Annotated in this window: 18 protein-coding genes and 1 pseudogene; 8 read left to right on the top strand and 11 right to left on the bottom strand. The window is 62.4% G+C overall.

Annotated features, from left to right (window positions below; translation table 11 throughout):
• Window positions 1-48: 48 nt before the first annotated feature.
• Both EOA13_RS00810 and EOA13_RS00805 read right to left on the bottom strand, forming a co-directional pair.
• Window positions 49-1,293 (bottom strand): MFS transporter, encoded by a 1,245-nt coding sequence (locus EOA13_RS00810; RefSeq protein ID WP_127288884.1) that lies wholly within the window; start codon window positions 1,291-1,293, stop codon window positions 49-51.
• Window positions 1,294-1,426: 133 nt separating this feature from the next.
• Window positions 1,427-2,395 (bottom strand): DMT family transporter, encoded by a 969-nt coding sequence (locus EOA13_RS00805; protein ID WP_245490278.1) that lies wholly within the window; start codon window positions 2,393-2,395, stop codon window positions 1,427-1,429.
• 41 nt (window positions 2,396-2,436) lie between these two features.
• Between EOA13_RS00805 and EOA13_RS00800 the strand changes: the two genes are divergently transcribed.
• Window positions 2,437-3,303 (top strand): LysR substrate-binding domain-containing protein, encoded by an 867-nt coding sequence (locus EOA13_RS00800; protein WP_127288882.1) that lies wholly within the window; start codon window positions 2,437-2,439, stop codon window positions 3,301-3,303.
• Window positions 3,304-3,450: 147 nt separating this feature from the next.
• Window positions 3,451-5,241, top strand: a complete 1,791-nt coding sequence (gene aspS / locus EOA13_RS00795; protein WP_164779948.1) for an aspartate--tRNA ligase — start codon at window positions 3,451-3,453, stop codon at window positions 5,239-5,241.
• Window positions 5,242-5,353: 112 nt separating this feature from the next.
• Here aspS and EOA13_RS00790 read toward each other — a convergent pair whose 3' ends face one another.
• Together EOA13_RS00790 and EOA13_RS00785 are read right to left on the bottom strand one after the other, a co-directional pair.
• On the bottom strand, window positions 5,354-6,544 hold the full coding sequence (locus EOA13_RS00790) for a hypothetical protein (RefSeq protein ID WP_127288878.1): 1,191 nt from the start codon (window positions 6,542-6,544) through the stop codon (window positions 5,354-5,356).
• Window positions 6,545-6,648: 104 nt separating this feature from the next.
• Window positions 6,649-6,918 (bottom strand): hypothetical protein, encoded by a 270-nt coding sequence (locus EOA13_RS00785; protein WP_164779929.1) that lies wholly within the window; start codon window positions 6,916-6,918, stop codon window positions 6,649-6,651.
• On the opposite strand from EOA13_RS00785, the gene parC reads away from it, so the two are divergent.
• Both parC and EOA13_RS00775 read left to right on the top strand, forming a co-directional pair.
• Entirely contained in the window at window positions 6,874-9,126 is a 2,253-nt protein-coding gene (gene parC / locus EOA13_RS00780) for a DNA topoisomerase IV subunit A (protein WP_127288874.1), read from the top strand. The two genes, EOA13_RS00785 and parC, sit on opposite strands and share 45 nt — an antisense overlap.
• A gap of 236 nt (window positions 9,127-9,362) precedes the next feature.
• Window positions 9,363-10,577, top strand: a complete 1,215-nt coding sequence (locus EOA13_RS00775) for an AI-2E family transporter (RefSeq protein ID WP_127288872.1) — start codon at window positions 9,363-9,365, stop codon at window positions 10,575-10,577.
• A gap of 12 nt (window positions 10,578-10,589) precedes the next feature.
• Here the strand turns inward: EOA13_RS00775 and EOA13_RS00770 are convergent, their stop codons facing one another.
• The 3 genes from EOA13_RS00770 to EOA13_RS00755 all read right to left on the bottom strand — a co-directional run bounded on the left by EOA13_RS00770 (window position 10,590) and on the right by EOA13_RS00755 (window position 12,991).
• The gene (locus tag EOA13_RS00770; protein ID WP_127288870.1) at window positions 10,590-11,486 is read right to left on the bottom strand and encodes a DMT family transporter; all 897 of its coding nucleotides are present in this window, start codon (window positions 11,484-11,486) and stop codon (window positions 10,590-10,592) included.
• A 129-nt stretch (window positions 11,487-11,615) separates the two neighbouring features.
• Window positions 11,616-12,380 (bottom strand): arginyltransferase, encoded by a 765-nt coding sequence (locus EOA13_RS00765; protein ID WP_023810205.1) that lies wholly within the window; start codon window positions 12,378-12,380, stop codon window positions 11,616-11,618.
• A 140-nt stretch (window positions 12,381-12,520) separates the two neighbouring features.
• Window positions 12,521-12,991, bottom strand: coding sequence for an RDD family protein (locus EOA13_RS00755; protein ID WP_127288868.1), 471 nt, complete (start codon window positions 12,989-12,991; stop codon window positions 12,521-12,523).
• A gap of 226 nt (window positions 12,992-13,217) precedes the next feature.
• Between EOA13_RS00755 and sthA the strand changes: the two are divergent.
• Window positions 13,218-14,605, top strand: a pseudogene (gene sthA, locus EOA13_RS00750) (Si-specific NAD(P)(+) transhydrogenase).
• 26 nt (window positions 14,606-14,631) lie between these two features.
• Here sthA and EOA13_RS00745 read toward each other — a convergent pair.
• Window positions 14,632-15,300 carry an alpha/beta hydrolase gene (locus EOA13_RS00745; protein ID WP_127288866.1) on the bottom strand — a complete coding sequence of 223 codons (669 nt, stop codon included), beginning with the start codon at window positions 15,298-15,300 and terminating at the stop codon, window positions 14,632-14,634.
• Window positions 15,301-15,502: 202 nt separating this feature from the next.
• Here EOA13_RS00745 and EOA13_RS00740 point away from each other — a divergent pair, with 202 nt between their 5' ends.
• A complete protein-coding gene (locus EOA13_RS00740) occupies window positions 15,503-16,735 on the top strand; it encodes an OpgC family protein (RefSeq protein WP_127288864.1) in 1,233 nt (410 codons plus the stop codon).
• A 2-nt stretch (window positions 16,736-16,737) separates the two neighbouring features.
• Here the strand turns inward: EOA13_RS00740 and EOA13_RS00735 are convergent, their stop codons facing one another.
• A complete protein-coding gene (locus tag EOA13_RS00735; protein WP_127288862.1) occupies window positions 16,738-17,817 on the bottom strand; it encodes a substrate-binding domain-containing protein in 1,080 nt (359 codons plus the stop codon).
• A 155-nt stretch (window positions 17,818-17,972) separates the two neighbouring features.
• Here EOA13_RS00735 and EOA13_RS00730 point away from each other — a divergent pair, with 155 nt between their 5' ends.
• Both EOA13_RS00730 and EOA13_RS00725 read left to right on the top strand, forming a co-directional pair.
• Window positions 17,973-18,116, top strand: a complete 144-nt coding sequence (locus EOA13_RS00730; RefSeq protein WP_126068772.1) for a hypothetical protein — start codon at window positions 17,973-17,975, stop codon at window positions 18,114-18,116.
• Between the two features lie 60 nt (window positions 18,117-18,176).
• Window positions 18,177-18,326, top strand: a complete 150-nt coding sequence (locus tag EOA13_RS00725; protein WP_127288860.1) for a hypothetical protein — start codon at window positions 18,177-18,179, stop codon at window positions 18,324-18,326.
• Window positions 18,327-18,369: 43 nt separating this feature from the next.
• On the opposite strand, the gene EOA13_RS00720 is transcribed toward EOA13_RS00725, so the two are convergent.
• Window positions 18,370-18,744, bottom strand: coding sequence for a DUF423 domain-containing protein (locus tag EOA13_RS00720; RefSeq protein ID WP_127288858.1), 375 nt, complete (start codon window positions 18,742-18,744; stop codon window positions 18,370-18,372).
• Between the two features lie 41 nt (window positions 18,745-18,785).
• Window positions 18,786-20,045 carry a multidrug efflux MFS transporter gene (locus EOA13_RS00715; RefSeq protein WP_127288856.1) on the bottom strand — a complete coding sequence of 420 codons (1,260 nt, stop codon included), beginning with the start codon at window positions 20,043-20,045 and terminating at the stop codon, window positions 18,786-18,788.
• Between the last annotated feature and the right edge of the window lie 121 nt (window positions 20,046-20,166).

Below are 20,166 nucleotides of genomic sequence, written 5' to 3'. Positions count from 1 at the left end.
TTCCTAGATTTCAGCCGCCGGGGCTTTCGTCAAGCTTTGGCACCGCCATCATGAGGTTCCCGGACCATCGGAATCGCCGTTTCTTCTGGCCAGCCGTGCGAAAATCGTCGAGGTGCGCAGGAGCGCGGTGAAGCGGCCGCGCCTGCCTGCCGGCACACCGGACCGGGCCTGCATGCGGTAAAGGATGACGGCGATGAAGATCGCATAGACCACCGCGCTGAATACAAACAGGGCGCCCGGTCCGAAATACTGCATTGCCGTCGAGGCGGCGAACGGGCCGCCAATCGCGCCGAAGGAATAGAACAGCATCAGCGCCGCGTTGATCAGTACGAACTCGCCCGTGTCGGCGCGGTCGTTGGAATGCGCCGCCGACAGCGAATAGAGCGGCATGGCGAAACAGCCGAAGATGAAGATGAAGATGAAGTTGAGCGCCGGATTGCTGCCGGCGATGAACACCAGCGCCAGCGCCGAGAACATCGCGCAGCACGTCGTCATCAGCAGCACCCGGCGCCGGTCCCAGCGGTCGGAGAGGTAACCCAGCGGATACTGGATGATGGCGCCGCCGAAAATGCCGACGCTGACGAAGGTGACGACATCGGCGACCGACATGCCGATCTGCTCGGCATAGACCGGCGACAGGGTGCGAAAGGCGCTGTTGGTGACGCCGACGGCGATACAGCCGAAGCAGCCCAGCGGCGAAATCCGCCAGACGCGCGCCAGGTCGAGCTTGACCTCTTCGGGTGGTGCCGGGTTGGAGCGGTCGCCGAGCGACACCGGCACCAGCGACAAGGTGATCATCATCGACATGATGGCGAATATGGCGAAACCGCCGGCGCCGAAGACCGGGATCAGGAACTGGGCTGATGTCACCGAACCGATGTCGACCATACGGTAGATCGCCAGCACGCGTGCCCGGTCGTGATTGCCGACGCCGGAATTCAGCCAGCTTTCGACGATGGTGAACAGCCCGGCGAAGCAGAAGCCGCCGGCAAGGCGCACCGCGCACCACATCACCGGATCGATGACCAGCACCAGAAGCAAGGTGCCCACCGAGGCGATCGCCGCCAGCGCCGAAAACGCCCTGATATGGCCAACCGCCTTCATGATGCGGGTGATGGCCAGGCAGCCGAGCAGGAAGCCGGCGAAGTAGAAGGTGCCCATCAGGCCGATGTCGGAAGCCGAAAACCCTTCCTGCGCGCCGCGCAGCGCGATCAGCGTGCTCTGCAGCCCATTGCCGCCGAGCAAAATGCCGGCGGCGAGAAGAAGCGGGATCATCGGGCGGATGGAGGACATGAAGGGGCGATCACGTGTCGGTGATCCCTTCTTGAACCATCGCCCTGGCCAACGCCAGCAGCAATTCCCAGCGCCAACAGGGATGATCGCTGTATTCGCCTGGATTCGTTTCCGCGTTTTGCTTGGTCAGCGCTCAAGGCTGCCTTCGACGTGACTGCCGATCGTCGGGCCACAGGCTGAGCCGCTCGGCTGCTCCCGTTGCGATGCCTATTCCTGCGAGGACTGCCACCAGCCCGACAATCAGGTTCGCGCTTACCTGTTCGCCCAGGAAGACGACACCAAAGATCGATGCCGTCACCGGATTAACCGCAACGGAGACGGCAACCAGTGTCGGCGACGCGCGCTCGAGCGCGAATGCCCAGAGGAAGAAAATGAACGCGCCGCAAATTATGGCCAGATATGCGCTCGCGATCCACTGAGGTGCGCTGAGAGTGGCAAGTCGCGCGAAGCCTCCGTTCGAAACCACCAGGACCGATAGGCAGACCGCGCCCGCGCCCATGCCAAACGCCACGAACGGGATTGGCGCGGTGCGGGATAGAAATGGTCTCGACCAGACGTTGTAGAGCGCCATGCAGAAAGCGGCCGCGACCATGAGGAGATCTCCGCGCCAGGCATCTGGGGGAGCAGTCGTCAGGCTCGTGCCGAGCGCTACGGCCACCCCTGCCATTGCGATCAGGACACTGACGATCTTGCGGATGGTCGGCGGCTCGATCCTCAGAACTGCCCCGGCAAGCATTGTGAGCAGAGGCAGTGTCGAAAGCGCAAGCGCACCTCGCGCGGCCGTCGTGTAGACAAGGGCTCCATTGAAGAGCACCGGAAACAGCCCGAAGAACAGAAAACCCAATGCACCAGTGCCGAGCCAGTCGCTCTTCGGCGGCCACCTGTCTCGTCGCCAGAGAGCTACGGCGGCCAAAACCAGAAAGCCGCCGCCGAACCGGACCGCACCGATAGCGAGAGGATCGAGCGTGCCCGCGAGATATCGCGTTGCGCCAACGGCGGTGCCCCCAAAAGCGCTGGAGAGAATCGCGGCGAGCACTCCTGTGACTTCCATGGTTCCTGACCTTGCCAACTCTGAACCAGCGATATCGGGCAGGCGGGCCATAAGGAATCGAATAAGCTCAATGAGTTTGATAACATTCCACTATGAGCATCCCGAATCTCGATCCGGACCTGCTGCGGGCCTTCGTCGTCGTTGCCGAGCGCCTCTCGTTCACGCGAGCCGCCGAGCAGCTCAATAGAACGCAGGCGGCCGTCAGCTTGCAGGTGAAACGTCTTGAGGAGCGCATCGAGACCATCTTGTTCCGGCGCTCGACAGCCCGCGTTGAACTCACCGCCGCCGGGGAGGGCTTTCTGATCGATGCCCGCCGCATACTTGCTCTCAATGAGCAGGCGATTGCGCGTGTTTCCAGTCAGCGGGTGGCTGGGCAGGTTCGCATCGGGGTCATGGAAGACTATGGCACCAAGATCCTGCCGCGCCTCCTCGCAGACATCGCCGAGCGATTTCCGCTCGTGCAGGTCGAAATGGAGATCGGTCTCACTGCCCGGCTCCTCAAACGACTTGGGTCGTCGTTCGACGCCGTCATCGCCATGCATCCGGAAGGCACAACCGAGGGGGATCTGATATGCCGCGAAAGGGCGATTTGGGCAGCGGCGGCGACCCGTGCCGTCGAGGAACTCGATCCACTGCCCGTCGCTCTGTCGAGCCCCGATTGCCTGTTTCGCTCCTGGGCCATTGAGGCGCTCGACAAGGCAGGCCGGCCATGGCGTTTGGCCTATGTCAGTCCAAGCCTTTCAGCCACGGAGGCAATCGTCGAGCAGGGCCTTGCGATCACCGTGGTCAAAGGCAGCATGCTGGCGCCTGGCCTGCGAGATGTCCATCCCGGCCGGCATGTGCCCCCGCTGCCGGGGGCGGAAATTCGCCTTCATCATGCCGCAACGTCGTCCGCCAGTGCTGCATTGGTCGTCGAGCACCTTGCCCAGCGTCTTCGGCTATCGGCACTGGGCTCATAGGTTGCCTGGGAAAGCGGAACCAAGATACCAACACGGGCCGCTTGCCTTGACAAATCCGGCCTCCCATGCGCTTTTCGCGCAAATTTTCAGGGCCGGGCCGTGATGCCTCGGCCGGCAACTAGAGCACCCCGGACTTTACCAATGACAATGCACCGTTACCGCAGCCATACCTGTGCCCAGTTGAGGAAGAGCGACGTCGGCTCGACGGTTCGCCTGTCGGGCTGGGTGCATCGCGTGCGCGATCATGGCGGCCTGCTCTTCATCGACCTGCGCGACAATTATGGCCTGACCCAGATCGTCGCCGATCCGGATTCGCCTGCCTTCAAGGTCGCCGAAACCGTGCGCGGCGAGTGGGTCATCCGCGTCGACGGCGAGGTCAAGGCTCGCTTGCCCGACACCACGAACGCGAACCTGCCGACCGGGGAGATCGAGATTTTCGCCCGCGAGATCGAAGTGCTGTCGGCGGCCAAGGAATTGCCGCTGCCGGTGTTCGGTGAGCCGGATTATCCCGAGGATATCAGGCTGAAATACCGTTTTCTCGACCTGCGCCGCGAGACGCTGCACAAGAACATCATTGCGCGGACAAAAATCATCGCGGAAATGCGCAAGCGCATGGGCGAGGTCGGCTTCACCGAATTCTCGACGCCGATCCTCACCGCGTCGTCGCCGGAAGGCGCGCGCGACTTCCTGGTGCCGTCGCGCATCCATCCCGGCACCTTCTACGCGCTGCCGCAGGCGCCGCAGCAATACAAGCAGCTGATCATGGTGTCGGGCTTCGACCGCTACTTCCAGATCGCGCCCTGCTTCCGCGACGAGGATCCGCGCGCCGATCGTCTGCCCGGCGAATTCTACCAGCTCGACCTCGAAATGAGCTTCGTCGAACAGGACGACGTGCTGTCGACCATGGAGCCGGTCATGCGCGGGGTCTTCGAGACCTTCGCCAACGGCAAGCCGGTGACGCAGAAGTTCCAGCGCATTCCCTATGATGTCGCCATGCGCAAATACGGTTCAGACAAGCCGGACCTGCGCAACCCGATCGAGATGCAGGCCGTTTCCGACCACTTTCGCGATTCCGGCTTCAAGGTGTTCGCCAACATCCTGGCCAACGATCCGAAGGCCGAAGTATGGGGCATTCCGGCCAAGACCGGCGGCAGCCGCGCCTTCTGCGACCGCATGAATTCCTGGGCGCAGGGCGAGGGCCAGCCGGGGCTGGGCTATATCTTCTGGCGCAAGGAGGGCGACAAGCTCGAAGGCGCCGGCCCACTCGCCAAGAACATCGGCGAGGAGCGCACGGAGGCGATCCGCCTTCAGCTCGGCCTTGCCGATGGCGACGCCGCCTTCTTCGTTGCAGGCGACCCGAAGAAGTTCGTCTCCTTTGCGGGGGCTGCGCGCACCCGTGCCGGCGAGGAGCTGAACCTGGTCGATCGCGAGCGTTTCGAACTGTGCTGGATCGTCGACTTTCCGTTCTTCGAATGGAACGAGGAAGAGAAGAAGATTGACTTCGCCCACAACCCGTTCTCGATGCCGCAAGGTGGCATCGATGCGCTGAATGGCGAGGACCTGCTAGGCATCAAGGCGTTCCAATACGACATGGTCTGCAACGGGTTCGAGATCGCCAGCGGCGGTATCCGCAACCATCTGCCCGAAACCATGGTCAAGGCGTTCGAGACGGTCGGGCTGGATCGCGCCACGGTCGAGGAGCGCTTCGGCGGCCTCTATCGTGCCTTCCAGTATGGCGCGCCGCCGCATGGCGGCATGGCGGCCGGTGTCGACCGCGTCGTCATGCTGCTGCTCGGCGCCAAGAACCTGCGTGAGATCACCATGTTCCCGATGAACCAGCAGGCCTACGATCTGTTGATGAACGCACCGTCGGAAGCGAGCCCGCAGCAGCTTCGCGAGCTGGCGCTGCGCGTTGCCGTGCCCAAGAAGGACGCCTGATCGCGCTTCGGGCGATGCTTTAAAGAACCGCCCGAACCGATTCTTTCGATTCGCTAATCCCGACAAAGCCCGGCATCGCTGCCGGGCTTTTCGCATCTTGAGGTCGCTTCGATCAGTCTTCGTTGGCCTTGACGGTGACGCCGAGCGTCTTCGGCAGGTCGAGCGGGTTGGACATGGCGCCCGCCATGATCAGTGCGAACGGCACGGATGCCGGCGGCTCGGCCGAGATTTCGAGGCTCTTCGGATCGTCGAGGAATTTGCTGACCGCGGCCGTAACCTGCGCCGTCAGTTCCGGATTGTTGAGCTGCGCCATGCCAAACGGCACGATCGCCTTGGCCTGGTTGGCGATGTCCTTGCCGGACATGCCTTGCTGCTTGCCGACATAGTCCAGAACCTTGTTGGTCAGCGAATCGTCGTCGAAGCGGATCGAGGCGCTGTTGAACGAAAGCTGCTGCAACAGGCCGAGCATGGCCATGCCTTGCGCCGAATTGTCGGCGCCTTCAGGCTGTGCCGCCATCTTCTTCTGCATTTCCTGCAGCGACTTGATAAAGTCCAGCGTGTAGCCGCCGAGATTGAACGTCATGCCGAGCGTGCCGGCATTCTCGACCGAGATGTCGTATTTCGACAGTTCCATCTTGCCGTCCGTGGGCTGCCAGGTGCCGGCCATTTCGAGATTGCCCGCGATGTTCTGGTAGCCGAGCGCGTTGATGACTTCCTTGGACTTGGGATCGTCCACCAGCGTCAGGTCGGCGTTGAATTTCTCCGTGGTGGCGGTGAATTCCATCGCCTTGCCGTCCGCCGGCGGCGTGATCTCGATGGCAAGTCCATCCATCGAGAAGGCGGTCTTGTCGGCGACCTTGACGGTCATGTTCGAGAGTTCGGCGGACTTGTACATCATCAGCGAGCCGAGCGGGCCGGTGGCGCCGTCGGCCGGAACTGTCATGTCATGGATGACGAAGGGGCTGAGGTCGAGGGTGACGCCGTCCTTGCTGTGTGTGAAGGCAGCCGTCGATACGGTGGCGATGTCATATCCGCCATTTGCCTCGGTGACGCCTTCGAGTTTGACGTCGCCGATGGGAAGCGCTTCCTTCTCCGCCGCCGGTTTGATGGCAACGCCCTGCAGCACCATGCTGGTGTTGTCGCCGGTCACGCCGGTCCAGGTGATGTCGACACCTTGTGCGACAAGCGCGGCCTTCAGCCGGTCGGCCACTGCCGTATCCTGTGCGAGTGCCGCATTCAGCGGCAGCGTGAGCAAGAAGGTCGAAAAAGCTAATTTCGTGAGAGTTGAGCGTTTGATTGTCATCGCAAGGTCCCTGAGAGTGTCCTGAAATTGTTTTTTCAATTATTTTGCGCCATCACCATTCCGTGACGAACTGGACCGGAAAAAGGCGTGTCCGGGCACATTGGTCAAAAATCGCGGTGAAAGGCAAACCTGATCCCGCCGTCTTTGCGCAAACCGGTGAATTTGTCATGAAGAGCCGATAGCCGGATATCGTCGCGCTTGGCCATAGAACCCGCATGTAACAGGCTGATGTTGGCCGACATCCCCTGGGGTGCGGTTTCATGTTGCAGAAGGGCCGGTATCTCTGTCGGGCTCTTGCCGCGAATCACCCGCTCGGCTAGTCCGAGCCCATGGGAAAAAGGCTTTTGCCGCCTGAAAATGGCGGTGGCGATCACATTGAGCCGGTCGATCTGAAGAAGGCGCTGGAAGAGCGCTATCTGGCCTATGCGCTGTCGACCATCATGCACCGGGCACTGCCCGATGTGCGCGACGGACTGAAGCCGGTCCATCGCCGCATCATGCACGCCATGCGCCTGCTGCGGCTCAACCCCGACCAGGGCTTTGCCAAATGCGCCCGCATCGTCGGCGAGGTGATGGGCAAGTTCCATCCGCATGGCGACCAGTCGATTTATGATGCGCTGGTGCGTTTGGCGCAGGATTTCTCGATGCGCTATCCCCTGGTCGACGGGCAAGGCAATTTCGGCAACATCGATGGCGATAACGCTGCCGCCATGCGCTACACCGAAGCGCGCATGACCGATGTGGCGACCGAACTGTTGTCCGGCATCACCGAGGATGCCGTCGATTATCGGCCGACCTACAATGAAGAAGACGAGGAGCCGGTGGTTTTGCCCGGCGCCTTCCCGAACCTGCTGGCCAACGGCTCGTCCGGCATCGCGGTGGGCATGGCGACATCGATCCCACCCCACAACGCCGCGGAGCTTTGCGATGCCGCACTTCACCTGATCGAAAACCGGGACGCGCCGGTGGCGAAGCTGATGGACTTTGTCCAGGGGCCGGATTTCCCGACCGGCGGCATCATCGTCGACAGCCGCGCCTCCATCCTCGAAGCCTACGAAACCGGCCGCGGTGGCTTTCGCGTGCGCTCGAAGTGGTTCCAGGAGGACCAGGGCAGGGGTACCTGGAGCATCGTCGTCACCGAAATTCCCTACGGCGTGCAGAAGGCGCGGCTGATCGAGAAGATCGCCGAGCTGCTGATGGCACGCAAGCTGCCGCTGCTCGAGGACATCAGGGACGAAAGCGCCGAGGACGTCCGCGTCGTGCTGGTGCCGAAGAGCCGTTCGGTCGATCCCGGCATCCTGATGGAATCGCTGTTCAAGCTGACCGAGCTCGAAAGCCGCTTCCCGCTCAATATGAACGTCCTGTCGCGCGGCAAGGTGCCCAACGTGCTGTCGCTGAAGGGCGTACTGCAGGAATGGCTCGAGCACCGCCGCGAGGTTTTGATCCGCCGCTCGAAACATCGGCTTGGCGAGATCGAAAGACGGCTGGAGATACTTGCCGGCTACCTGATCGCCTACCTCAACATCGACGAGGTGATCAGGATCATCCGCGAGGAGGATGAGCCAAAGCAGGTGATGATGGCCCGCTGGTCGCTCACCGACAACCAGGCCGAAGCCATCCTCAACATGCGGCTGCGCGCTTTGCGCAAGCTCGAAGAATTCGAGATCCGCAAGGAATTCGACGGCCTGAGCGCGGAGAAGAAGCAGATCGAGGCACTGCTTGCTTCAAACGAGAAGCAGTGGGCGACGATCAAATGGGAAGTCACCAACATCCGCGACAAGTTCGGTCCGGAGACCGAGCTCGGCAAGCGCCGCACCCAGTTCGCCGACGCGCCCGAGCATGATCTGACCGACATTGCCCATGCCATGATCGAGCGCGAGCCGGTCACCGTCGTCGTCTCGGAAAAGGGCTGGCTGCGGGCGATGAAGGGGCATCTGGCCGATTTCTCGACGCTGACCTTCAAGGAGGGCGACAGCCTCAAGCTCGCCTTCCATGCCCAGACCACCGACAAGGTGCTGGTCTTCACCACCGGCGGCAAATTCTACACCATCGGCGCCGACCGGCTGCCCGGCGGGCGCGGCCATGGCGAGCCGATCCGCATCATCGTCGACATGGACAATGACCAGGACATCGTCACCGCCTTCGTTCACGACCCAAAGCGCAAGCTGCTGCTGGCCTCGCACGACGCCAACGGTTTCATCGTGCCGGAGGAGGAAGTCGTCGCCAACACCCGCAAGGGCAAGCAGGTGATGAACGTCAAGGCGCCGGACGAAGCCAAGCGCTGCATCCCGGTCACCGGCGACCATCTCGCCATCGTCGGCGAGAATCGCAAGATGCTGGTGTTCGCGCTCGCCGAGATTCCGGAGATGGGCCGCGGCAAGGGCGTGCGCCTGCAGAAATACAAGGATGGCGGCCTTCTCGACCTCAAGCCGTTCACGCTGGAGACCGGCCTGTCCTGGCAGGATTCGGCCGACCGCACTTTCATCCGGTCGCGTGAGGAACTGACTGAGTGGATCGGCGCTCGCGCCTCAGCCGGACGCATGGTGCCGAAGGGATTCCCGAGGACGGGGAAATTTGGGTAGCCAATCTCCCCCCTCGAGGGGAGATGTCGCCAAGGGCGACAGAGGGGGTCGGTACGACTGGACGCGGCCTCCTACCTTTGAACAGAGAAGGTTAGCGCTTCACGCGCGGCGACCCCCTCTGGCCTGCCGGCCATCTCCCCCTCAAGGGGGGAGATCACCAACCATTTGGACTATCGTCACGATTGCTGCACTATATCGGTGCATAAGGGGAAAGTGTGTTTGGAAGAGGCCTGCGTTTGAAGGAAGCAAAAGTCCAGAAACCGGAACGGCAGCAACGCCTGTTCGGCCTGTCGACGCCGCTCAGGTCCGCCGTCATCCCACCGCTGTCGGCGGCGCGCTGGCTGCTGGTGCTGATCGTCGCCGCTGGCGTTTATTTCTTCCACGGCTTCCTCTTTCCGGTGCTGGCGGCGCTCGTCATCGCTTTCGCCAGCTGGCCGCTTTACCGCCGCCTGCTTGTCGCGGTCAGTGGCAACCGCACCATCGCCGCGACCTTAGCCATCCTCTTCATCCTCGCCTTCCTGGTGATCCCGATCGCGCTCGCCGGCACCTATGCGATCAACGAGGTCCGCGAATGGGTCGCCTGGGCGATCGAGACCAACCGTCATGGCGCGGTGACACCGCACTGGATCGCCACCATGCCTGTCGTGGGCGAGTGGCTGAACCAGCAATGGACGACCAATTTTGGCCATCCGGGCGGCATCGGTGAACTGATCCAGCTGGTCAGCGGCGCCAACATCGGCAGCATCTATCGCGGCGTGCTGGCGGCCGGCGGCAGCGCTTTCGGCCTGCTGTTGACGCTTTTGTTCATGATGATCGCGCTGTTCTTCGCCTATCGCGACGGCGAGCATTTTGCCGGCCAGGTCGACCGTCTCGGCGAGCGTATCCTGCCGACCAGATGGGAGCGGATCTCGCGCGTCGTGCCGGCAACGATCTCGTCGACGGTGACCGGCATGACGGTCATCGCCATCGGCGAAGGCCTGGTGCTGGGCATTGCCTACTGGCTGGCCGGCGTGCCGTCACCGGTAACACTCGGCGCCCTGACCGGCGTCATGGCGCTGATCCCCGGCGGTGCACCGCTGTCCTTCACGCTGGTCTCGATCTACCTCGCCGCCAGCGGCTCGCCGATGGCCGGGCTGGCGCTGTTCATCTGGGGTGCGGTCGAACTGTTCATCGTCGACAAGACATTGCGCCCGAAGCTCGTCGGCGGGCCGATAAAACTGCCCTTCCTGCCGACCTTTTTCGGTCTGATCGGCGGCGTCAAGACCATGGGATTTCTCGGCCTGTTCATCGGTCCGGTGCTGATGGCGCTGCTGGTCGCGATCTGGCGCGAATGGCTGCGCGAGGTCGAATTGGCCGACGACATCATCCCGGGCTCGGCAGCCGAAATCGAAGCCGGTCCGCAAATCGAGGTCCTGCCGGAACCTGACGTGGCGAAGAAGGCCAGCGCCTGATCTCAACGCACCTCAGACCGGATGTTGCACCGCAAGGTCGCCACGCCGCTTGCGTCCCTCGTGAAGTTGCCACAGCGAATGCGCGACCAGTGTGACGATCAGGATCCCGCCGCCGATCAGGCTGTTGCGCGTCGGTGTTTCGGCAAAGATCATCCACACCCAGACCGGCGCCAGCACGGTTTCGAGCAGGTAGAACATCGCCACTTCAGCGCCCGAAATGTATTTCGGCCCGGTGGCAAGGCAGAAGAACGCTATCGGCATGATGAGGGCGCCGTTGAGGATGATCCACCATGGCGCCTCCACCTGAAAGCCGGTCTTGGAGACCATGAACGCCGCCAGCCCGAAAGGCAGGACGACGCCGATCAGTGAGGTAAAGCCCATATCCTTGCCGCTGGCGCGCGAGATGGTGATGGCGCAGGCGATCAGGAAGGCCGAACACAATGCCATCAGGTCGCCGAACAGATGTCCGGTGCCAACGGAATCACCGACGATGATGGCGACGCCGACGATCATCATGGCCAATGCCGCAAAGGTCAGCGGCCGCGGTCGCTCCTTCAGGAACATCCATGAAAGCAGCGCGGCAAACATGGTGGTGAAGGCCAGGATGAAAACCAGGTTGGCGGTCGAGGTGTTGTAGACGCCTGTGATGAAGGCAATCGCGCCAACCCCGTAGATCGCGGCAACGATCAGGCCCGACCAGCCCGGGATGAGCTGCGGCGCATTCTTGCTGAACGAGCGCCAGATGGTCCACATGATCAGTGCCGCGGCCAAGGTGCAGCCGGTGCGCAGCAGCAAGATTGTCCACGCCTCGCCGTGGGCGAGCCGGATCAGCGGGATGTCCAAGGTCAGCGTCAGCCCGCCAAGCGCGGTGAGCAGAAGTCCTTTGGTGTGAGTATCGTGAGACGACATGCAGCGACTTTCACAATGAATTCGGGAGAGGATGGCGGACCGGCGCAATCGCACGCTCTCCGCCAACCAGCGGAAAGACCAGCATCGTCTCGATTGAAAATGTTTAAGCCCGGACTTGGGAAAGAGTAATCAGCGCGCGACCGCTTCGTTGGTGTAACGCTCCCAGCCCTTCGGGCCGAGATGCTCCTGCGGCATGAAGCGCATCTTATAATTCATCTTGCGCGAGCCGTTGACCCAGTAGCCGAGATAGACATGGGGCAGGCCCATCGCCCTGGCGCGGGCGATGTGGTCGAGGATCATGAACGTGCCGAGCGACCGTTCCTCGAAATCGGGATTGAAGTAGGAATAGACCATCGACAGGCCGTCGGCCATCTTGTCGGTGAGCGCCACCGCGATCAGCTCGCCCTGTCCCTTGCCGGTGATGAACGTATCGGGTCCACGCCGCCGATACTCGATCACCTTGGTGTCGACATGGGTATCCTCGACCATCATCGCATAGTCGAGCACCGTCATGTCGGACATGCCGCCACGGCGGTGACGGGCGTCGAGATAGCTGCGGAACAGGGAATATTGTTCGGTCGAAGGCTCGGCATTGTGCATGTGGCCGACGAGGTCGGAATTGTGCTGCAGCACGCGCTTCATGTTGCGGCTGGCGACGAATTCCTGGGCGAGGATGCGTACCGAAACACAGGCGCGGCAGGTCTCGCAGGCCGGCCTGTAAGCGATATTCTGCGAGCGCCGGAAGCCGCCTTGCGTCAAGAGGTCGTTCATCTCCGCCGCCTTGTCGCCAACCAGGTGCGTGAACACCTTGCGCTCGAACTGGCCGTCGAGATAGGGGCACGGCGATGGCGCGGTCAGGAAGAACTGCGGCGACTGGGTCGGATGCTGCGTCATCGAGCCTTGGAAACACTCCTTCGAATCGCTCTACCTTTGGCGCGGACGGCGAAAAATTCAATAGGATTGTGTGGGCGTGGTCGACTCGACGCCTTCGCATTTGTGCTCAATCGGTTGCGACTGCTCTTCAGAGGGCCGTTTCAGCGGTCGGTGCGGCTGACGACCGTGGCAAGCAAAAGATCGTGCAAGGTGCGCTTGCGGTCGGAAAACAGCGTCACCAGCAGGACGAGCGGCGACAGGATGACATTGCCGGCCCAGAACAGCACCGAATGGACGACCGCGGTGAGGCCGTCGATCGGCCTGCCGTCGAGCCGGTCGAGGCGGATGCTCATCATCTTCATGCCCGTGGTGGCCTGGTCGGTGCTGCCCAGCGTGTTCCAGATGTAGAGGATGGCGACGGCCGGCACCAGGATGCCGAACAGCATCCAACCAAGCCCGAGGGTCAAAAGCCCGAGGAAGAACACCAGAATGGCAAACGGAATGGTAAGCAGCGCGACGATGACATAGTCGATCACGAAAGCCAGAATGCGCTTCGTGCGCACGCCGTCATAGGCCCTGACATCGTCGAGCCTGCTGGTGATGATTTCGCCGTCGAGAACGCGCGCGTTCATGTCATTTCCTCGTAACAAGGTCCGACATAGGGTGCGGACCGCTCAGCCATGAAATGGTGAAGGCCCGTGGCGGAATCAAGATCGGGCTTCTTGCGGTGCACTGGCTTCGATGGCGTCGGGTGCAATCTGAACCGGTTGAATTTGCGGCGCGGATAGCATTAGCTTGCTGCGGGGCAGCAAAGCGCACAGGTGGCGCAACAGCGCTAGGGGTAGGGGACGGGGCAATATGGACTACGACATGCTCGTCATCGGCAGCGGCCCTTCCGGTCGCCGTGCCGCGGTACAGTCGGCCAAGCTCGGCAAGTCGGTGCTGGTGGTCGACCGCGGCCGGCGTCTGGGCGGTGTCTCGGTGCATACCGGCACCATCCCATCGAAAACGCTGCGCGAAACGGTGCTCAATCTTTCCGGCTGGCGCGAGCGTGGCTTCTACGGGCGCGGTTACCGGGTCAAGCAGGATATCTCGGTCGGCGATCTGGTCGAGCGCCTGCACAAGACGCTCGACCATGAGGTCGAGGTGCTGCAGCACCAGTTCATGCGCAACACGGTCAAGAGCGCCCGGGCTGCGGTGAAATTCCTTGGCCCCAACAAGGTCAGCCTGACATCAGATACCGGCGACTACAGCGAGGTCGGTTTTGCCAATGCGCTGATCGCGGTCGGCACCAGGCCGCACCGGCCGCGCGATGTGCCTTTCGACAAGACCCGAATCTTCGACAGTGACGAGATGCTGGAGCTTGATCGCTTGCCGCGCACGCTGACGTGATCGGCGCCGGCGTCATCGGGGTCGAATATGCGACGATCTTTTCCGCGCTTGACGTGCCGGTAACCTTGGTCGAGCCGCGCAACTCCATCCTCGATTTCGTCGACCGCGAGATCGTCGACGATTTCATTCACCAGATGCGCGATCGTGGCATGACCATCCGGCTGGGCAGCGCGGTGAAGGAAATCCGCTCCAAGCCTGATGCCGCCGAGGTGGAACTGGCCGATGGCCGCACTATCCGTTCCGAGGTCGTGCTCTACGCCGCCGGCCGCACCGGCAATGTCGGCAGCCTGGGCCTCGATGTGGTCGGTATCGACGCCGATTCCAGGGGCCGTATCAAGGTCGATCCGCATACGTTCCAGACCAGCGTGCCCAACATCTATGCCGCCGGCGACGTGATCGGCTTTCCGAGCCTGGCCTCGACGTCGATGGAGCAGGGCAGGGTGGCCGCCTGCCATGCCTTCGGCGTGCCTTTGCCGCCGCCACCGGAAACATTCCCCTATGGCATCTATGCGGTGCCGGAAATCTCGACGGTTGGCCAGTCCGAGGAACAGGTGCGTGAAAGCGGTGCGGCCTATGAGGTCGGCGTAGCGCGCTTTCGCGAAACCTCGCGCGGCCACATCATGGGCGTCAACACCGGTTTCCTGAAGCTGCTCTTTTCGATCGAAACGCGCCGTCTGCTCGGCGCGCACATCATCGGCGAGGGCGCCACCGAGCTCATCCACATCGGCCAGGCGGTGATCAACCTCGGCGGCACCGTCGACTTCTTCGTCAACAACACCTTCAACTATCCGACGCTCGCCGAAGCCTACAAGATCGCCGGACTGGATGCCTGGAATAGGATGGGACGAGGGTAGGCAGGTTGGTCATGTTGGGGAGCCAGTCAGCCTGCCGTCGCCACCGCTGCCGATCCCGACAGCCATTGCCTGAGGATTGCGGCGTCGGCGCTGCCGAATTCATGACCTGACGGGACAATCCTGGCGTCGATCTCGGCGCCATGCCGGCTGAGCAATGTCACCAGAGCAGGGGCGAAAGGCGCATAGGTGAGGTCGGTGGCGCCGGCGATCATCAGCACCCGCACCTTTGACAGATCCGTCGCCGGCACGTCATCGAGCACCGGCATCGGCCGCAGCAGTGCGGCGCTCTCTATAAGACCCGGATGCAGCAGCATCAGGCTCGAAACCAGATTGGCGCCATTCGAATAGCCGAGGAACGTCGCGCGTGAGAGATCGAGATGGTGGCGTGTGGCCGCGTCGGCGACGAAGCCCGCAAAGGCATCGGTTTCGGTGCGGATGCTGTGCTGTTCGAAGCGCGTCGGCGTGATGCGCCCGAACCAGCGGAAACCATCCTCCTGGACAATGCGGCCACGCACCGCGATCAGCTTGGCCCGCGGTGCGATCTCTCGTGCCAGCGGCACCAATGTCGTCTCGTCGACACCCGATCCATGCAGCAGGAAGAGACATTCGCCGATTGAATCCGCCGGGCTGTAAAGCCGGTAGCTGAAGGCGAGATCACGCCGCAGCGCACCATCTTGTGAGGTCTCTCCGATCATCGCGCATCCTCTTGATTATATGAGGTTTCGCTCAATTTGCCGGCTTCAAAACGCAATATTTTCAAGCTCCGCGAAAGTTGATTGAACCGGGCGCATTACAGTCCGTTTCTCCGCCGATAACATTCCTTCGGGAGAATTCGAAGCGGTGCGCCGGCGGCCGCATTGCCCGGTATGAACAACCAGCTTTGAGGCCTTTTTGTCGATGACCACCCAGATTTCCCCGGACCGCGATGCGCGTGTCCCAGACCGCGAGTCGCGTGTCCCGGATCGCACTGAGCGCGACACGCGCATAGACGTGCTCCGTGCTCTCGCTTTGCTGACCATCTATGTCGACCATGTGCCAGGTACCGCCTTCGAGTATCTGACCTACAAGAATTTCGGCTTTTCCGATGCGGCGGAAGTCTTCGTACTGATCTCCGGCATTTCGGTCGCACTTGCCTATGGCAGGAAATTCCAACCTGGAAACCGGCTGCTGGCAACGTTGAAGATGTGGCGCCGCGCCGGTGTCCTCTATGCCGCCCACATCGTCACCACCATGGTGGTGATGGCCATCTTCTGCGCGGCGGCAGTGTTCGTCAGGCGGCCGGAGCTTCTGATGATGATCAACATCGAGCCGTTGATCAAGAATACGCCGCAGGTGCTGATCGGCATCGTGACGCTCGGCCACCAACTCGGCTACAACAACATACTGCCCGTCTATGCGGTGCTGCTCTTGCTGACGCCGGTGTTCCTGCTCATTGTGAATTATCGGCCGGTCCTGGCACTGGTAGCATCCGGCGCCCTGTGGCTGGTCGCGGGGATTTATCAGATTGCCCCACCCAACTATCCCGAGCCCGGCTTCTGGTTTCTCAACCCGCTGTCGTGGCAGTTCCTTTTCAACATCGGCCTGGCAGGCACGCTGCATGTGCGTCGCGGCGGCACCATCCCGGTCAATCGCTGGCTGGTTGGCGCTGCCTTGGCCTACACCGCAACCGCGCTGGTCTGGGTGCACAGCCCGCTTTGGGGGCATATCTCCTGGTTTGGCCTGCCTCCGGTGCTGACCGGCTTCGACAAGACGTTTCTGTCGCTGCCGAGGCTGCTGCATATATTGGCGGTGAGCTACCTGATCGTGGCATTCCCCGCCATCTCGAACCTGTTTCGCACCGGGCGCGATCATCCGCTTGCCATATTGGGCAAACGATCGTTGCCGGTCTTCATTGCCGGCACGGTGCTCGCGATGGCGGCGCAGGTGCTGAAGCTGATCAATCCGGGCGGATTTGCCTATGACAGCCTGTTGATATCGGCCGGCATCGTCATGCAGTTCGCGCTTGCCTACTATCTCGAATGGCTTTCGGGCCTTGGCTGGTCCGCCAAAAGCAGGCCGGCTCACGCCGCACCGCCCGTCCATGCTGCATCCTTCGCTATGCCGACCATGGCGACAAGAATGGGCCGTTGAGCTTAGGCGGGCGAGGGGCCGGATGAAGCTCGCACCACGAGTTGGACCGGCAGCGATTGCCGGCTGAACGAGCCATCATTTTCAAGGATCGCCTTGACGGCAAGACGGCCCATCTCGGCGATCGGCTGGACGATCGTGGTCAGCGGCGGACTGGAAACCGCTCCTTCCGGAACACCGTCGAAGCCGACGATCGAAACGTCGCCCGGTACCGTGATGCCACGCTGCCGCAGCCAGTCCAATGCATGCAAGGCCATCCTGTCTGACATAGCCAGGATGGCGGTCGGGGTCTCGGCACCGGCGAAAATATGATCGAGGCCGGCCCACACGCTTTCCTCGTCATTGACGGTTTCGTAGATCGGAACACGCTCGACGTCGATGTCGACGCGGGAGAGTTCCGCGAAATAGCCACGCAGGCGGTCGCGCGTCCCGGAATAGAGGGCCTTCTCCATCTGCTCCCTTGTGGTGGGGCCGACGCCGGAGTCCGCGACGGGCAGGGCAAGCACGGCAAAGCGACGATGCCCAAGCTCGGTCAGATGGCGGGCCGCCAGGCCAGCCCCGGCGATGTTGTCGACGCCGATCGCTGCAACGGCGTCGTCGTCGTCCGAATCGAGATCGAGCGCGACAAAGGGGAGTTTGCGTTCACGCGCCAGTTCGACCAGCCTTGAACCGCCATCGACGCAAAAGACGATGAAACCGTCGACCAGCGCACTCTGTATGTTCCAGGCAAGCTGTTCGTTGTTGGCTGCGGAGACCAGCGAAATCCCCGCACCGGTCGCGTCGCAAGCCTGTGAGATGCTGGCCATCATCACCCGGGCGAAAGGGTCGTCGAAGAAATAGGACAGCGGCTCGGCGGTCGCGACACCGATGGCATTGACCTTGCCGGCGCGCAGCAGCCGGCCCTTGGGGTCGGGTCCGCCATATCCCATTGCCTCGGCTGCCGCCTTGACCCGTTCGCGGACCTCCTCGCGCACGATCTCCGGGCGGGCGAACACGTTGGACGCGGTGCCATGCGAGACGCCGGCCGCCTTGGCAATGTCCGCCAGCCGGACCGGTCTTGTCTTTGCAGAGGTCAATGGCGCCATTTTCGTCTCCTGAATTCCTCCCATCTAACACTTTCGTTGGATCGGTTCAAATTTTGACTTGATCGCAGCCTCGCCAAGGCGTATATTTGAATCGATCCAAGTGAGCGATGATTCTTTGAATTGGATCGATTCAAGATATTCAGGGGAGTTGTGCCATGCATCCCGTCAATTTTCTGTTCGAAGACATTTACCGCAACGACTGGAGCATCTCGTCGAACACCACGACGCAGAAGCGCCGCGGCAAAGCCAGCCCATGGGTTCGCGAGTTGCGGTTCCTTGTGGAGCGCAAGCGGAGCTGAGCGGGGTCGGTTTTCGCGCCTGTCGATTGGATCGATTCAAGAATCTAAAGGAAGCACATCATGCACCCCGTCAGCTATCTGTTCGAAGACATCTACCGCAACTATTGGGGCATCGCGCCGGCTTCCAAAAGGCCGCAAGAGCGCTGGTTGGCCAAGCTGCGGCGACGCAATCGCGAATTGCTCATCAAGCCCGAGCGTCGGCAGGACTAGCAGCCACGCTTTGACGTTTGGTGCCGGCGGGCGCGCCGAGGCGTCAGGAGCGCACGCGCACCAGCGCCGAGGCGGCGATCGTCAGCCAGCCGGCGATGAGTAAGGTGCCGCCGGTCGGCGCCGACAGCGGGAACAGCCGCGACCCGATGAAATCGCGGGCCAGGAGATCGCCGCAGAATAGCAGGAGCCCGACCAGCAGGATCAGGCTGCCGATGCGCAGGGTCCGGTTCGCGCCAAGCAATCCGGCGACAAGGAAGACCGGCGCATGCATCAGCAGGAACGATGCGGCGGTGCCGACGAAGGCGCCGCCCAGATGCGCCGCCGCGGCCGACAGCGCCACGCCGGCCGCGCCACAGAGGCCTCCGGCCAGGACGAGGATACGGGTGCTGGTGCCGGAAAATTGCTCGGCCGTGCTCATGTCCGTGGCTCCGTGGTATCAGAGGGATATGCCTGACCCGGTCAGGGCTTGCCGGGGTTGGCAAGCATGTCCTGCTCGCGGCGTGACTGTGCCAGCCAGTTATACACCGCGCCTCCAGCCATCAAGACGGATGTGCACAGAAACACCGAGCGCATGCCGAAATGACCGCCGGCAAAGCCGCCCAGCAAGGGGCCGGCGACTTGCCCGATATATTGGGCGGAGATCGACAGCCCGAGCACATTGCCGCCGACGCCGTCAGGCACATTGTGGCGGATCACGCTGGTGATGCAGGGCAACAGCCCGCCCAGCGCCAGGCCCATCAGGAAGCGCAGGCCGATGAGTTGCCAGCTCTGTGTGACGAAGGCCTGCGGGATCAGCAGCAGCGCCGAGACGGCAAGTGCGCCGATGATGACGTTCCAGTGGCCGACGCGGTCGGCGAGCTTGCCAAGGCGCGAGGCCGACAGGATGGCGCCAAGGGCCGCCGCCGACATGACGACGCCTGATATCAGCGTCACGCGGCTTTGGTCCGCAATCAACTGCTGCACATAGACGGTGATGATCGGCTCGATCGACATGGTGGCGAAGCTCAACAGCATGCCGGTCGCCAGCATGGCGACGACAGGCCGCTTGTCGGGGATTTGTGCCCAGCCGCCTTTCGGCTTCTGCTTCGACGCGGCGTCTGCCGGTTTCGGCCGGGGATTCTCTTTGATCAGAAACGTGGTCGCCAGGAACGCCAGGAAGATGACGCCGCCGGAGAGGAGAAAGGTAGCGCGGATGCCGATCAGCGGCGGCAGTGCGCCGCCAACCAGCGGGCCGACCAGAGCCCCACCCGTGATACCGGCCGACAGCAGGCCCAACGCCCAGCCGGAACGCTCCTTCGGCGTCTGCATGGCGACGAGGATGGTCGATCCCGAGGAATAGCCGCCGGCAAAACCGATCAGCAGCCGCAGCAGCACCAGTTGCCAGACCGTCTGCACCATGCCGGTCAGCGACATGCATATGGCCATGCCGAAGCTGGCGCGAACCAGCATCACCTTGCGGCCGTAGCGGTCGCCGAGACGTCCCCAGAGCGGCGCCACCAGCGCCGCCGCGAAGAATGTCGCGCCATAGGCGATCCCCGACCACTGCACGATCGCCGCGTGGCCCTCGGCGCCGAGCTGCTCGATATAGAGCGGCAGGAACGGCAAAAGCAGCGTCATGGCGACAAGCGTCGAGAACGAGCCGGCAAAGCACACGAACAGATTGCGCCGCCAGTGGATGTTGTAGGTGCTGTCGGTCGCCGGGGGCGTGCTCTGCTGCATGTCATATGTCCTGTCCCAGCAACTCTTTTCTCGATGGTTGCTGCGGATACCAATTTGGGATACCAAGATGGTACCCCTCATGGACGCAAGCTTGACCGCTGTCAATGCAACCTGAAATGTG

It is taken from the genome of Mesorhizobium sp. M7A.F.Ca.US.011.01.1.1, assembly GCF_003998295.1.
In the GTDB taxonomy this organism is placed as follows: Bacteria; Pseudomonadota; Alphaproteobacteria; order Rhizobiales; family Rhizobiaceae; genus Mesorhizobium.
This window is presented reverse-complemented; position numbering and strand designations above follow the sequence as displayed.

Bases quoted from the DNA above. Each gene is read 5' to 3' on its own strand.
- EOA13_RS00810 (WP_127288884.1), bottom strand. From the start codon at position 1,293: ATGTCCTCCATCCGCCCGATGATCCCGCTTCTTCTCGCCGCCGGCATT.
- EOA13_RS00805 (WP_245490278.1), bottom strand. From the start codon at position 2,395: ATGGCCCGCCTGCCCGATATCGCTGGTTCAGAGTTGGCAAGGTCAGGA.
- EOA13_RS00800 (WP_127288882.1), top strand. From the start codon at position 2,437: ATGAGCATCCCGAATCTCGATCCGGACCTGCTGCGGGCCTTCGTCGTC.
- aspS (WP_164779948.1), top strand. From the start codon at position 3,451: ATGCACCGTTACCGCAGCCATACCTGTGCCCAGTTGAGGAAGAGCGAC.
- EOA13_RS00790 (WP_127288878.1), bottom strand. From the start codon at position 6,544: ATGACAATCAAACGCTCAACTCTCACGAAATTAGCTTTTTCGACCTTC.
- parC (WP_127288874.1), top strand. From the start codon at position 6,874: ATGGGAAAAAGGCTTTTGCCGCCTGAAAATGGCGGTGGCGATCACATT.
- EOA13_RS00770 (WP_127288870.1), bottom strand. From the start codon at position 11,486: ATGTCGTCTCACGATACTCACACCAAAGGACTTCTGCTCACCGCGCTT.
- EOA13_RS00765 (WP_023810205.1), bottom strand. From the start codon at position 12,380: ATGACGCAGCATCCGACCCAGTCGCCGCAGTTCTTCCTGACCGCGCCA.
- EOA13_RS00755 (WP_127288868.1), bottom strand. From the start codon at position 12,991: ATGAACGCGCGCGTTCTCGACGGCGAAATCATCACCAGCAGGCTCGAC.
- EOA13_RS00745 (WP_127288866.1), bottom strand. From the start codon at position 15,300: ATGATCGGAGAGACCTCACAAGATGGTGCGCTGCGGCGTGATCTCGCC.
- EOA13_RS00740 (WP_127288864.1), top strand. From the start codon at position 15,503: ATGACCACCCAGATTTCCCCGGACCGCGATGCGCGTGTCCCAGACCGC.
- EOA13_RS00735 (WP_127288862.1), bottom strand. From the start codon at position 17,817: ATGGCGCCATTGACCTCTGCAAAGACAAGACCGGTCCGGCTGGCGGAC.
- EOA13_RS00730 (WP_126068772.1), top strand. From the start codon at position 17,973: ATGCATCCCGTCAATTTTCTGTTCGAAGACATTTACCGCAACGACTGG.
- EOA13_RS00725 (WP_127288860.1), top strand. From the start codon at position 18,177: ATGCACCCCGTCAGCTATCTGTTCGAAGACATCTACCGCAACTATTGG.
- EOA13_RS00720 (WP_127288858.1), bottom strand. From the start codon at position 18,744: ATGAGCACGGCCGAGCAATTTTCCGGCACCAGCACCCGTATCCTCGTC.
- EOA13_RS00715 (WP_127288856.1), bottom strand. From the start codon at position 20,045: ATGCAGCAGAGCACGCCCCCGGCGACCGACAGCACCTACAACATCCAC.